Origin of the sequence: Campylobacter sp. RM16188 (assembly GCF_012978795.1) — a bacterium.
GTDB lineage: Bacteria > Campylobacterota > Campylobacteria > Campylobacterales > Campylobacteraceae > Campylobacter_A > Campylobacter_A canis.
Genome location: NZ_LIWQ01000009.1, coordinates 71,200 through 85,689 on the forward strand (window position 1 = coordinate 71,200; position 14,490 = coordinate 85,689).

Consider the following 14,490-nt stretch of genomic DNA (forward strand, 5'->3'; position numbering starts at 1 on the left):
TTCTAAAACAAAATGCTTTATTGGCTTTGATGGAAAAATAAAAAGCTAAAAACTAACTTTAAATTTTGATATCCAAACTATTCATGAGAAGTATAGACGAGCAAGCCATAAAAACCATCAAAAGCCCTGCTATCAAAAGCCTATCTTTTATAAAATTTCCGCTTACTATATCTCTTAAATTATAAGCCGTTACGCATATCACGACAATCGAGCTAAAATAATAAACAAACCAACTAAGTCCGTCAAGACTAAAAGAGTGAAGCAACACAAGAGCGTTAAACAAGATAGATATCACGGCACAAATGACGGCTATAGTAAATGAAACTCCGTAGGATATGAAGCCCGCGTGATCTTTCATATATGATTTCAAAGCTCTTGAGCAAAAAAATATAAAAGTAATGGCTATGATGATATAGTTTTTCATAAAATCAACCGCCATATCGTATAAGACGGTGATTCCGCTTGTAAGCAGATCAAGCTCCATCATTATGTTATAAACTATGGCTATAAAAAGCATAGATACAACCAAAACGATAAAAGTAATAACCAAGGAGACAATCAGCGTTAAAAGCACCGCCCAAAAAGTTTCAAGCACTCCGTAGGGCTTAAGATCGCTATTTTTTATAAATTCTTTTAAATTCAACCCAAAACTTCTTTTATAAATTTCTTAATCCATATAAATAACAACAGAGCTTATCTAAACTCAAATTTAAAGCCAAAAGCAAACTCAAATATATTATAAATAAAAATTTAAGGCTGAAGTATTAACATAATTTAAATTATATTCAAAATGAAGCTTAAGGGTGATGCGTGTCTAGCAAGCTTTTGCTGTTTTTCAAGAAGTGAGTTATCCTGAGCTTTGGCAAGCAAATCCTTTCTAAATTTTTCAAGCATATCCTCAAGCACGCCAAGAAGCTCTTTAATCTCATTTATGCTTTTGCTTTTTGCGCTCTCTTCATCAAGCCCAAGAGTTTTGATGAGTTCTGCTCGCTTTGCCTCGACCTTCTCTTCTATCTTTAGCTCGTTTAGATAGCTTATAAATTTAATTGACCCCATCTTAGTTAAATTTTGTCTAAAGCTATCTACATCCATGCTCTTTAGCGAGCTTTTAGCCTTTAAATTTATGCTTTCTAGCTCTTTTTGAAATTCACTTTTGTCGTTTTGAATGATTTTTTGAGACTTATAAAGGCTATTTAAATCCTCTAAAAATTTAAGTGCGGAATTTTCGCTTGATATCTTCAAATTTTCTCCTTACGGTAAATAGTCATTAAAGATAAAAAGCAAATTTTATTCCGTTTAAATTTGGTGCCGCCAAAATCAATCAGCGACACCAAAGGCGTTTTTAAGCGTGATGATAGTCGTCGTATATTACTTTGTTTGTTTGAAATTTCTCGCGTTTTAGCTCTCTAACGCGTAAAAATTCATCCTCATCTATCTTTTTGATCTGAATCGCCGCTTTAAATGTAGGAGTTTTACTTATAAAGTCCCATCCGCTGCTTGTTATCTCATTACAGCAACTCTCCCAGTAGTGATAAGTCATTTGTATGATTCCATCGGGCACGATATCGGTCACATCAGCCTTAACTACGATGTAGCCGTATCTGCTCCAAGCCTTTATAAAATCACCGTGTTTTATGCCGTATCGCTCCGCCAGCGCAGGGCTCATCTCTGCTATAGGCCCTACACTGTCACCACCTTCTTCTATCGCCTTTGAGCGACGAGTCATCGCTCCGCCTGCATACTGATAAACTTTGCGAGTAGTAAGTAGCTGGATAGGATACTCCTCATCCACAGGCTCATCGACACTTCCTGCCATTATCGGATAATCGGTCGGCATATTCATTCGTTTTGCAAATTCCGCTTTAGCAGGCTCTATATCGGCGACACTTTTTACATGTAAACACGGAACAAATTTGCCTTTGCCATCAGGTGTGAAAAATTTCCTGTCTAGATACAAGCTTTGTCCGCCCATATCATCCTCTGTCGGACATGGCCAATGAAGCCCGTAATACTTCTTAATACGATAATAGCTCATTCCGCCGTATCTATAAGGATCGCACTTGCGTTCCTCTTCCCAAATTTCTTCAGGAGATTTGAAGTTAAATCCCTCTTTGGCACCAAGCCTTCTAGCTATCTCACAGATGATCCACCAGTCTTGTCTAGCGTCTCCAGGAGGCGTGATGACGGCTTCATTGTGCTGCACACGGCGCTCCGCGTTGGCAAAGAGACCTTCCTTTTCACTACTTGCGACACCAGGTAAAACAACATCCGCCTTGCGCGAAGTTTCAGTTAAGAATATATCTTGCACAAGATACATATCAACTTTTGATATCGCTTTTAAGAAGTGGTTTGTGTTTGGATCGGTCATTACGGGATTTTCACCCATTGTCCAGAAGAAATGCACCCTGCCATCAAGTATCGCGTCAGGAACTTCGGTCTTATGGATACCTATCTTGTTGCTTAAAAATCCCGGCTCTAAATTCCAAACCTTCTCAAACCAAGCAAGCTGCTCAGGGTCAGTTACTGAACCCAAATTTGGCAATACGTTTGGAAGAACACCCATATCGCAACAACCTTGGACGTTTACTTGACCACGTATAGGAAGATCGCCGCTTCCAAGCTCGCCGATATTGCCGGTCAGTAAAAATAAATTTGATATATCACAAACTCCGCCTACACCGTGGTTAAAGTGAGTAACACCCATACCGTGAGTAATAACCGCAGGTCTTATAGTAGCATACATTCTGGCGGCTTTTCTGATATCTTCGGGGTTTAAATTTGTATATTTCGCAACCGCTTCAGGTGAATAATCCTTAACCGCTTCGCGCACGTACTCTACGCCAGTCGTGCACTCATTTACAAAATCCCAGTTTACCAAATCCTCTTCAAAAATGACATATAAAAGCGCATTTATAACAGCAATATTATGCTCTGGTGCAAGTTGTAAATGCACGTCCGCACGGCTGGCAAATTCCGTCTTAATCGGATCGATTACGATTAGTTTTGCGCCTCTGTTTAGAGCCCTTTGAATATGCATGGCAGCTATCGGGTGTCCGTTTTCAGGATTTGATCCGATCATCATGATGCAGTTGCTATAAGAACCTATCTCTATAAAGCTATTTGTCGCAGCTCCGTTACCGATTGTCTTGGCAAGACCTGCCACAGTCGGAGCGTGTCAAATTCTAGCACAGTGATCTACGTTATTTGTTCCTATTACTGCACGCATGATCTTTTGAGCTACATAGTTATCCTCAAGCGTACATCTTGCAGAGAAATTTCCTACGATCGCATCTGGACCGTATTTTTCCTTTACTTCTTTTATCTTTGAAACAACCAGATCAAGTGCCTCATCCCAACTCGCTTCCTCCAAGTCTCCATCTTTACTAAAGACGCCGTCTTTTTTTCTTATAAGCGGGGTGGTGAGTCTATCAGGAGCTCCTACATAATCCCACCCGTAAAATCCTTTTAAGCAAAGATTTCCTTGATTTACAGGATTTTCTTCAACTCCGGTTGCATATTTGATAACATTGTTTTCAACATGCAACTTGATCTGACAGCCTGTTCCGCAATACGGACAGATTACTTTTCCTTCTTTTGTCATGTTTTCCCTTTTTTAAATATGCAAATACGGCATATATTAGATATGCTATATTTGCATATATCTGCTTAAATTTAAATAAATTTATTAAGAAAAAAATCAATTTATAAATTTAATATTTATTTAATATTATTTGAATTTAATTAGTATTAATTGCCTATATTTAGGGATTTAAAAATTTTATATTAAGTATTTAAATTTTAGAATTATTGATAAAAATAGACAATATGAGAATGTAAGATATTAAATCTTAACCATATAATAAAATATATTTTTTAATTTATACAGTTAAGATTTTAATGATAATAAATTTATTTTAAGGCTATCTGAATTAAAAATTTAGCAAATTCTTCGCTGTCGTTAGGGCAAGCGACAACATCATAATACTCAAATTTAAGCTCATCGGCTACATCTTTATACTCTTTTGCCAGCTCAAAAACGCTCTCTGAATTATCTATACAAAAAGATATAGGATAGATTAGCGCTTTTTTATTTTCAAGTTTTGTCAGTTCGTCTCCAAGTGCCGGTTCAAGCCATTTTACCGGTCCTAAACGCGACTGATAAGCAACGCGAATTTCTTTAAATTTCATATCTTTGCGAATTAGATCGGAAAGAATTTCAACATGCTCTAAAGTATGCTTTTCATAAACATCGCCATTATCTATAATCTTTTGAGGCAAAGAGTGAGCCGAAAATATAAGCGTTATCTCCTCTGTTTTTAAATCCTTTACCATATTTTTTATAGAATTTACTATGACCTGATTATAAAGTTCATCTTTATAAAACGGCTCTATGATTTTCACTTTAGCCTTTAAATTTAGCTCTTCAAACGCTTTGTTAAAATCATTTAAGCTTGAAACTACGGTTGTTATAGAGTGATGAGGATATAAAGGCAAAACTATAATCTCATCAAAATTTTCATACTTTTTAAGCACCTCTTTTGCAAAAGGCGGAGTGTAGTTCATAGCAAAATCAACCGCATCAAATTCATCGCTTAAGCTTGAAATTTTACCGCATAGTCTTTGGGTTATCTCGCAAATGGGCGACTTGCCTCCGATTTGTTCGTAGTTATGCGTAGCCTCTTTAAGTCTAGAGCGAGTTATCATAAAGGCTATAAATTTACGCAAAAATTTATTTTTAATCCCTAATATACAGGGATCGTTAAACATATTTTTTAAAAATACCTCAACCTCGCTCAGATTATTTGGTCCGCCCATATTTAAAAGCAGCAAAAGCCTTTTCATGCGCACACTCCATAAACCTTAAGCACCTCGTCAAAGCTTGCCAAATTTTCGAATTTTCCCAATTCGCAAAGCTTACCAAATTCTATCTGCGCCATTCTTGCAGGCGATATATCACAATTTACTTTCAAATTTTGCTGTCCTTCGGCAGTGTATTTATTAAGTTTGAGTCCAAGCAAATCGCCAAAATAAATTCCGCTCTTTGCCGCTACTTCCACTATAAAACGGTTGATAGGATACTCTTTTGAGCCGTGAATACTAACCAAAGCTTGATTTTTCATCTTTAGCTCATAAAGCATACTAAGAGCCTCTTTTTTGTTGTCGTTTTTGGATTCGAATTTAAAAAATCCCCCCACTTCACTGCTTGTTAAATACCTTGCCAAATCGATATTATAAAGCATTTGCATAGACAAATTTTCATCCTTGCAAATACCGCAAGTAATATTTATAGAGTAAATTTTATCCTCTTTTTCAAGAGATTTTTTTAAAGAGGCTATCACGGGGTTAAATCTATCGCAAAGACACATAGCGCTTACAGCTCCGCTTAAATTCGAGCGGTATTTCATCTCCTGAATAGCGCTACTGCTTTTAGCCAAAGGTGCATTTATAAAGATAAATTTAGATGCTTTTACACACTTTGAAAACAGATCAAAATACTCTATTCCGTCAGTTATTATAAGCGCTTCGGGATTTGTTATCTCAAAAAGCTCGTTTATATCATCGTAAATTTCAACTCTGGCATGATTGTCGCCGCATTTATTACTATAAATTCCCACCAGTTCAAAATCATCAGATCTTCTAAGCTCGTTATAGTGCATTTTGCCGATATCTTCAAAGCCTATGATCGCAAGGCGTTTTTTCATAATCTCATCCGTTTTTTTGATAGACATTATATTTTATTTTGGTAATTATATGTTTAATCCACTTTAAATTTCGTAAAATATATTTTACAATGTAACAAATTTCAAACCCTCTTACCTCTAACTTTAAAACCAAGCCTTTAAAAATTTAATGAAAAATATGGTAAAATCAGCACTATTTTATAAAATTTGATAGGAAAAATTATGGATATCAGACAGGCTTATTTGGATTATTTTGCAAGCAAAGGTCACGAGATCATACCTTCATCGCCGCTTGTACCAAACGATGCGACGTTGCTTTTTACAAACGCGGGAATGGTGCCCTTTAAAAGCATATTCACAGGCGAAGTTCCACGCCCTACTCCGCCTATCCGCACTAGTTGCCAAACCTGCATAAGAGCGGGCGGTAAGCATAACGATCTTGATAATGTGGGCTATACTGCGCGCCACCACACGTTTTTTGAAATGCTTGGGAATTTCAGTTTTGGCGAATACTTTAAAAAAGACGCGATCGCTTACGCTTGGGAATTTGTTACAGATGTGCTAAAGCTGCCTAAAGATCGCCTCTATGTCACGGTTCATGAAAGCGACGACGAGGCTTATGCTATGTGGCAAGAGCATATATCAAAAGAGAGAATTTACAAATTTGGCGACAAAGATAACTTCTGGCAGATGGGCGATACGGGTCCTTGCGGTCCTTGTTCGGAGATTTTTTACGATCAAGGAGCGGAGCACTTTAACTCAGATGAGGACTATATGGGCGGTGACGGAGATAGGTTTCTTGAAATTTGGAACCTTGTCTTTATGCAATATGAAAGAAGCGCAGACGGCAAGCTAACTCCGCTTCCAAAACCGTCAATTGATACAGGTATGGGTTTAGAGCGCGTAACTGCGATAATGGAAGGCAAATTTAGCAACTACGATAGCTCGCTTTTCATGCCGATTATAAATGAAGTGGCTAAAATTTGCGGCAAACCTTACAAATACGAAAGCGGTGCTAGTTACCGTGTGATTAGCGATCATATACGCTCGGTTACATTCCTGCTTGCTCAAGGCGTAGGCTTTGACAAAGAGGGGCGCGGATACGTCCTAAGAAGAATTTTACGTCGCGCGATTCGCCACGGATACCTGCTTGGTATTAAAGAGCCGTTTATGTATAGGCTGGTTGATCAAGTATGCGAGCTGATGGACTCTCACTACACTTATCTAAACGAGAAAAAAGATGCGGTTAAAGAGCAAATTCGCCTTGAAGAGGAGAGGTTTTTAACCACTATCGCTTCGGGTCTTGAGCTATTTAACGACGAACTGGCAAAAACAAAAGAAATTTTTAGCGGAGATGCGGCGTTTAAGCTTTATGACACTTTCGGTTTCCCGCTTGATCTAACTGCAGATATGCTTAGAGACAAGGGATTAAAGGTTGATGAAGCAAGGTTTGATGAGCTTATGAATGAGCAAAAAACTCGTGCAAAAGCCGCATGGAAAGGAAGCGGAGATAAAAGTGCAAAAGGCGATTTTAAAGAGCTTTTAGAAGAATTTGGCGAAAATAAATTTAGCGGTTATGAAACCTTAGAGCAAAAGAGCAAAATTTTAGCTCTGCTTGATGATGATTTCAAACGCGTTTCAAGCTTAAAAGCAGGCGAAGTCGGCTGGGTAATGCTTGATGTAACGCCGTTTTATGCTCAAAGCGGCGGTCAGTGTGCGGATGAAGGCGAGATAAAAAATTTTGCCAAAGTGCTTGATACGCAAAAATTCTTCGGGCTAAATTTATCTCAAATTTCAGTTACTAAAGAGTTAAAAGCAGGAGATGAAGTTGAGGCGGAAGTTTCTAACGAAAGAAGCGAGATAGCGCGCCACCACAGCGCAACTCACCTTTTACACTCGGCTTTGATTAAAATTTTAGGCAGTCATATAGCCCAAGCCGGCTCAAGTGTAGAAGCAAATAAGCTTAGGTTTGACTTCTCGCATCCTAAAGCGCTAACAAGCGAAGAGCTTGAAAAGATAGAAAACTTCGTAAATAACGCGATAGCCAAGGGAGCGCAAGCCAAAATAGAAATAATGGATCTAGACGAAGCCAAAAATAGCGGAGCCATAGCTTTATTTGGCGAAAAATACGGCGAAAAAGTGCGCGTGCTAAGCTTTGGCGATGTGAGTAAAGAGCTTTGCGGAGGAACGCACGTAAAAGATATAAGCGAGATCGGAGCCTTTTTTATCGTTAAAGAAAGCGGAGTAAGTGCTGGCGTAAGAAGAATAGAGGCAGTTTGCTCTAAGGCTGCGCTAAATTTAGCAAGAGAATTTAGAGCCGAACTTGACGAGCTAAAATCCGAGCTAAAAAGCGTCGAGCCTATAAATGCGGTTAAAAAACTAAAAAATGAAATAAAGGCGCTAAAAGACGAGCTTAAAAACGCAGGCGGGTCAAAAGCCATAAATTTAAGCGAGCTAAACGGCGTAAAATTTGGAGTCGAGATCCTTCAAGGCGGAGATATCAAAACCGCAATTGATGAGATAAAAAATGCGAACGAACGCGTTGCAGTGCTGTTTATGCAAGAAAAAGAAGGCAAAGCGATAATCGCCGCAGGAGTCAAAAACGCAAATTTAAAAGCTGGAGAATGGGTTAAATTTATAGCTCAAATTTTAGGCGGCAACGGCGGAGGAAGAGATGACTTTGCTACCGCAGGCGGAAAAGACATCGGCAAAATGAATGAAGCAAAAGAGGCGGCGGTGAAATTCGCAAAAGAAAAACTAGCATAGTGAGCAAAGATAGCTTGCGTCCTTTGCCGTATTATTTTTAAAAGGATAGAAATGCCCGAATTTAACATCGCATTTGCAAAGTTAAGCCACATCATTCCGTTTTTGCACATAAGCGCGACTATAGTATTTATAGGATTTCAGGCTTGCTTTTGGTTTATGTGTAAATTTTTCATGCAAGGCATAGCAAACAACCACAAAAGATACTTGATGGTTATAGAGGCTCTTAAGCGCCTTGGATACGCGGTTTATGCGGCTTTATCGGTGATGGCGATAACGGGCATTCTTATCAAGGATAGCGACTATTCAAAGATCGCAGATCCTATGTCAAACACGATAATAGCGACAAAATGGACGATATTTGCCTTCTTGCTCATAAACGTCCTTTACGTAACATATAGGCTAAAAAAAGCTATCAAATCAATCGATGATAGCGAGTATATCGAGCTTCACGAAAATTTAATCGTAATAATTTATTATTTTATACCGCTTAACGTTGTTGCGGCTTTATTTGCGACCTATCTTGGTGTCGCATACAGGGGGTTTTGATGATAATTTTAGCTTCAAGTTCGGTTACTAGAGCTAAAATTTTAGAAGAAAACGGGTTAAATTTCAAGCAAATTTCCTTTGAATTTGACGAAAGCGGTATAAGCAAGAAACTGCCTCCCGCAAGCTATGTCCTAAAAATAGTTCAAAGCAAAAAAGAGCAGTTTTTAAAATCTCATCCGAATCTAAAAAACATACTTCTTGCAGATAGCGCAGTCGTGTGCAGGGATGAAATTTTAGGCAAGGCAAAAGATGCCAAAGATGCTATCAGAATGCTAAATTTACAAAGCGAAAGCGTAACTAAGATAATAACCGCGATGATATTTTTAGGCGAAAATTTCGAGCTTATAAACGTAAGCGTAACGGCCTATGAGTTTGGTAAATTTGACGAAAAAGAGCTTGAAGCCTACATCAAAAGCAGCGAGTGGCAAGGCAAAGCCGGAGCCATGATGATAGAAGGATTTAACAAAAAATACATCCTAAAACAAACAGGCAACGAAAGCACCGCCAGAGGGTTAAACTACGAACAATTAAAGGCATTTTTATGAGATATATAGTTTCGTTTCTTTTTATCGTATTTGTTTCCGCGTGCGCGGCAATTATCTATCTTTACTCGCAAATTCGATTTGATGCGACAAACATCATCGAATTCAAGCCAAAGCTAACGACTCAAATTTACGATAGAAACGGCGAGCTAATCGCTAATATCTTTGATGAAGAAAATAGAATTTACGCAAGATACGACGAGATACCTCCGCGCCTTATAGAAGCTCTTGTGGCGATCGAAGATACTAGCTTTTTTGAGCATGGCGGAGTAAATCCAGAAGCCATCACAAGAGCGATCATAAAAGACATCAAGGCTAGAAAGCTTGTAGAGGGTGCTAGCACCATCACTCAGCAGCTCGTAAAAAATATGGTCCTAACCCGCGAGAAGAAATTTACAAGAAAAATAAAAGAGATGGCTCTTGCCATGAAGCTTGAAAACGAGCTTAGCAAAGAAGAAATTTTAGAAAGGTATCTAAATCACGTATATTTCGGACATGGTTATCACGGCATAAAAACAGCGGCAAAGGGGTATTTTAGAAAGGAGCTAAACGAACTTAGCCTAAAAGAGATAGCCATACTCGTGGGTCTTCCAAAAGCTCCAAGCACATACGATCCTACCAGACATCTTGACTTGTCGCTAAGTCGCGCAAACAACGTTCTTTGGAGGCTGAATATACTTGGCTGGATAAACAAAGAAGAGTATGAAAAGTCTCTCATGGAAACGCCTGTCGTATATGATGATACCCTTACGCAAAATAAAGCTCCTTATATCGTAGATGAGGTTATAAAAGAGGCTTCAAAACACTTTAACGACATAAAAACAGGCGGATATATCATCGAAACAAGCGTTGATCTAAAGATTCAGGATATGGCGATAGAGGCGCTTAAATTCGGGCACAATGAAATTTTAAAGCGAGATAAGGACGCAAACGCTTCGGTGCTAAACGGAGCTATCGTAGTAACATCACCCAAAGACGGGGGTATCTTGGCGCTTGTCGGAGGAGTTGATTACTCCAAAAGCAACTACAACCGCGCTACGCAGAGTATGAGGCAGCCGGGCTCTAGCTTTAAGCCATTTATCTACCAGATAGCGCTTGATCTGGGCTACTCGCCGATGAGCAAGGCTGCTGATATCTCGCGTGTGTTTGATACGGGTAAAAATCAAGAGGCGTGGAAGCCTAAGAACTATAGCGGCGGCTTTCAAGGCTATATCACACTTAAAGAAGCGCTTCGTCAGTCAAGAAACTTAGCAACTATAAATTTGCTTAGCGAAATCGGACTTGATACTGTTTATAAACGCTTAAGCGAGCTTGGCTTTAAAAACGTGCCAAAAGATTTGTCAGTAGCACTCGGAAGCCTTGGGATCTCTCCGCTTGAGTTTTCTAAATTCTACTCTATATTCTCAAATCAGGGCGAGATGGTTGAGCCAACGCTCATTCGCAGGGTTATGAGCGCGCAAAACATAGAAACTATCTTCGAGCCAAAACGCACAAGAGTAACCGAACCTGAGCAGGCATACCTAATGAACGATATGCTAAAAACCGTCGTAAACAGCGGCACCGGACAAAACGCCAAAATCGCGGGCGTGCAGGTTGCGGGTAAAACGGGAACCACAAATAACAACATAGACGCATGGTTTTGCGGTTATACTCCTGAAATTCAAGTGATCGTCTGGTACGGCAACGATAACAACACTCCGATGAGAAAAATCGAGGGTGGCGGACGAACAGCCGCGCCTGTATTTAAAAAATTTGTGCAAAGTTATATGAAGGAATTTCCAAATTCAAAGAAAAATTTTACCGAACCAGAGGGTGTTTTTCACACGATATATGAAGGCAAAGACGAACTTTATACGAAAATTTCACCACTTCCAAAGCAAGACGCTCAGGATAATCTAATCAAGCAGGATAACGAAGGGATGATATTTTAATCATCCTCTTAATTAATACATTTGCTTAAAAGATAATTCCAAAATTTAGATAACAAGAAGAAATAGGAGCAGCACATTTCAGCTCTTGTTAAACTTCACTTTTTGGTTCAAATTCAATTTTATTCGCCCAAACGCAAGCTATAAAAACCAAAAAACAGATAGGATATGAAAATGCAAGAAAATTTTCCACAATCCCAACATCCAAGTAATCAATAAAAAACAACATAATAAACAAAATCAGTAAATTTCCGATAAACATAAAAAACAACACAGCCATTTCAAGTTTAAAAATTCTAAGGCTAAGTCTAGGGTTATTTACAAACAAAAGGCTAAATTTTAGGCTCTTATCTCTCCTTACTCTACGCAAGAAAAAAGCAAGCGAAAAAATAAAAGCACCGATACATAAAGCCCAATAAACAGTATGCTCAGGAGTTTCAAGCAAGCTTGCGATAGACTTTAAAGCAAATTCAAAAGGCATAAGCAGGATAAACAAGGCAAGCACGCAAATCCACGCGTAAAAAGGAGCTAAAACGTAAGCTCTAATTTTTCTTAGCTTATTAAATTTTAGCTTTAGATATCCCGGTATCAGGCTAAATTTCTCGTCCAAATTCAAGAACGGCTTCCTTGCGCCCTACTCCACGAGCCTTAATTGCTGCTCGCAGATACTCTTCCATGAATTTTCAAAATTTAGCTCCAAGCACTCTTTTATATAAGGCTTCGCCTCGCTTGGTTGCTTACGCTTGATATAAATCTCTGAAATTTGAGCAAGCGCTCTGGCTCTATCGCTTGGCAAAAGTCGCGAGCCTACAAGCTCTTTTGATGCTTGCACCGCTTCATCAAGCCTATCAAGCCTATTTAAAGAATCAATGTATTCAAAATTTATTTTCGGGCTAAAGGTAGTGATATTTAGCCTTTTTTGTAGATCAATGGCTTTTTTGGCATAGACGGCGGATTTTACAAAATCGCTACTTGCATAAGTTGCGCTTGAAATTTTATCATAGGTTTCAATAACCTTAAAATCATCTTCTCTAAGCGTCTCTATCGCGCTTATGGTAGCTACCGCGTCGCTTATTCGGTTAAGTTTAAGTAAAGCTTCAAAGCGATAAAAAAGCACAGGCGAAACGTCCGCATACTCTTCTTTAGTTGCGATAGCAAGCGCCTCATCAGCCACGCGCAAAGCCTCGGCATACTTTTCTACTTTAATAAGTGCGGAGCTTAAATTTATGAGCCACTCGATACGATCAAGCATATCTTGCGAATTTATATTAGCACGTGCTAGCTCATAAGCGCTTTCAAACCTTAAAAGCCTCATATAGCAATTAAACAGCTTAAATTTCGCCTCTATACGACCGCCTATATCATAGTTTTCCACTAGCGAAACCACCGTTTTGCAGTTGTCTTGGCGAATCATCTCATTAGCAAGCGCCAAAGCCGCATTATTTACGCTAATGATCGCCTCCGTATCGTTCATATCGCGAGCCGTGTTTGTATAGCGAAGCACATCGCTGAATTTTCCCTCTTTTAGATATAAGCCGGTCTGCTCTTTAAGAGCTCTTTGGGCTATTTCATTTTTACCGTATTTATCCATAAGAGTATCGTAGTATTCGTGAAGTTTGGTTGCATTATTTTCGTTAAGTTCAAAAAACAGTCTATCAAGCCCCATTTGAACTTGCGAGATAAATTCGCCCTCCTTAAACTCATCTTTATAGCGTTTTAAGTAGTCGTACGCCTTATTGACATCTTTTGTATTACTTAAGCTAAGGGCTAAATTTTTAAGCACTATTTCATAGTGATCATCGTTTCTGTTAGAGTTTTGGGTTATGATCTCATAAATTCTTGAAGCCACATCGTCCATTTTGCGCTCGTGAAACACGGCAGCAAGCTCCATGGCTTGAGATATATCGTTTAGCAGATAGCTCTCATTTGCGTTTAGAATTTTTAGTATATAATCTTTAGCTTGCTCAAATTTCGCCGCATTTATACTGGTTTGCGCTAAGGCTAAAGCGGCTCTGCTTGCCACATCTACGCTACTAGTTGAGTAAAGAACCTTTTCATACATTTTTATAGCGTCGGCGGCTTTGCCCGTTTTGTAAATTTTATCTGCAAATTCAAGTATCGCCATCTTCGTCCAAAGCGAGTTTGAATGCTCGTTCATCAGTATATCAAGAGTGTAGTTCGCATCGCTCATCATATCCTGCCTGATGTATGATTTAGTAACGAGATAAAGCACTTCGGAGTAATTTTCATCAGAAGCAAATCGTCTCATCCATGCTTTGCCTTCGTTTGCGATATCCATAGGCAAAATTTCATTATAATTCTCTTCTTTTTCTAAAATTTTATCAAGAGCTCGCAAGCGATAAAGCATAAACTCGCTTGCAAATATACTGTTTGCATATCTTTTTAAAGCCGTTTGAGTTGAAACTAAAACCGCTTCGTAGCGCCTAGCGTCATAGTCTTTTTTGATTTCAAGATATAAATTTATATCGTGGCTATCGGGGTTTTCTATCGGAGCTTTGTTCAGATCAAGAGCTCCCACGCTTGGAAGTTTCATATCATTAAAGCTGGGAGCGAAATTTATGCCGTCTCGTTTTGGCTTATCAAATTCGCTTAAAGCAGGATCTATGAGTATCGTATGATGAAGAGCGAATTCATCTTTGCTTTCTTTTACGTCGCTACTTCCAAAAAGCGGACTTTTATAGCTTATCAGCTTTGAATTTGCGTGCGGAGTTATGGTTATCTTGGTCGTATTTTCATCTTGAGTGAAATTTATCTTAACCAAAGAGAGTATCTTGTCATCTATTTTAGGGATTGAACTACTAGAAATTTCGCATACATAAAGCTTTTTATCGTAAGCTAAAATTTGCTCCTTGCAGCTAAATTCCTTCTCGTCTTTTAGATGAAGGACGCTATAAGTTCTATTTGCCTCTTTGCCTGAATTTAAGGTCAAAGAAAAGCCAAACGCAAGAAGCGGAGCAAGAAGGAAAATAGATAAAATGGCTAATTTTTTCATATTGATATTATATG

The 14,490-nt window shown here is 38.7% G+C and carries 11 protein-coding genes; 4 read left to right on the plus strand and 7 right to left on the minus strand.

Annotated features, from left to right (window positions below):
• Window positions 1-58: 58 nt before the first annotated feature.
• The 5 genes from CDOM16188_RS06645 to CDOM16188_RS06665 all read right to left on the minus strand — a co-directional run bounded on the left by CDOM16188_RS06645 (window position 59) and on the right by CDOM16188_RS06665 (window position 5,729).
• The gene (locus CDOM16188_RS06645) at window positions 59-643 is read right to left on the minus strand and encodes a hypothetical protein (protein ID WP_172200593.1); all 585 of its coding nucleotides are present in this window, start codon (window positions 641-643) and stop codon (window positions 59-61) included.
• A gap of 131 nt (window positions 644-774) precedes the next feature.
• Window positions 775-1,242 (minus strand): response regulator, encoded by a 468-nt coding sequence (locus tag CDOM16188_RS06650; protein ID WP_172200596.1) that lies wholly within the window; start codon window positions 1,240-1,242, stop codon window positions 775-777.
• Window positions 1,243-1,342: 100 nt separating this feature from the next.
• Complete coding sequence (locus CDOM16188_RS06655; RefSeq protein WP_172200599.1) at window positions 1,343-3,601, minus strand: molybdopterin oxidoreductase family protein; 2,259 nt, start codon at window positions 3,599-3,601, stop codon at window positions 1,343-1,345.
• 308 nt (window positions 3,602-3,909) lie between these two features.
• Window positions 3,910-4,842: a ferrochelatase gene (hemH, locus tag CDOM16188_RS06660; protein WP_172200602.1), complete on the minus strand. Its 933-nt coding sequence runs from the start codon at window positions 4,840-4,842 to the stop codon at window positions 3,910-3,912.
• Window positions 4,839-5,729, minus strand: coding sequence for a Gfo/Idh/MocA family oxidoreductase (locus CDOM16188_RS06665; protein ID WP_172200605.1), 891 nt, complete (start codon window positions 5,727-5,729; stop codon window positions 4,839-4,841). Before CDOM16188_RS06665 ends, hemH begins: the two co-directional genes overlap by 4 nt.
• A 174-nt stretch (window positions 5,730-5,903) precedes the next feature.
• Here CDOM16188_RS06665 and alaS point away from each other — a divergent pair, with 174 nt between their 5' ends.
• Genes alaS through CDOM16188_RS06685 form a run of 4 tightly spaced genes read left to right on the plus strand, consistent with a single transcriptional unit; the run spans window position 5,904 to window position 11,466 of the window.
• On the plus strand, window positions 5,904-8,447 hold the full coding sequence (alaS, locus tag CDOM16188_RS06670) for an alanine--tRNA ligase (protein ID WP_172200608.1): 2,544 nt from the start codon (window positions 5,904-5,906) through the stop codon (window positions 8,445-8,447).
• A gap of 51 nt (window positions 8,448-8,498) precedes the next feature.
• Window positions 8,499-8,993, plus strand: a complete 495-nt coding sequence (locus tag CDOM16188_RS06675) for a 3-isopropylmalate dehydratase (RefSeq protein WP_172200611.1) — start codon at window positions 8,499-8,501, stop codon at window positions 8,991-8,993.
• The gene (maf, locus tag CDOM16188_RS06680; RefSeq protein WP_172200614.1) at window positions 8,993-9,538 is read left to right on the plus strand and encodes a septum formation inhibitor Maf; all 546 of its coding nucleotides are present in this window, start codon (window positions 8,993-8,995) and stop codon (window positions 9,536-9,538) included. Before CDOM16188_RS06675 ends, maf begins: the two co-directional genes overlap by 1 nt.
• Entirely contained in the window at window positions 9,535-11,466 is a 1,932-nt protein-coding gene (locus CDOM16188_RS06685; protein ID WP_172200617.1) for a transglycosylase domain-containing protein, read from the plus strand. The genes maf and CDOM16188_RS06685 overlap by 4 nt, the downstream gene beginning before the upstream one ends.
• Before the next feature lie 88 nt (window positions 11,467-11,554).
• Here the strand turns inward: CDOM16188_RS06685 and CDOM16188_RS06690 are convergent, their stop codons facing one another.
• Complete coding sequence (locus CDOM16188_RS06690) at window positions 11,555-12,079, minus strand: hypothetical protein (RefSeq protein WP_172200620.1); 525 nt, start codon at window positions 12,077-12,079, stop codon at window positions 11,555-11,557.
• Between the two features lie 18 nt (window positions 12,080-12,097).
• Complete coding sequence (locus tag CDOM16188_RS06695) at window positions 12,098-14,476, minus strand: hypothetical protein (protein ID WP_172200623.1); 2,379 nt, start codon at window positions 14,474-14,476, stop codon at window positions 12,098-12,100.
• Window positions 14,477-14,490 lie beyond the last annotated feature (14 nt).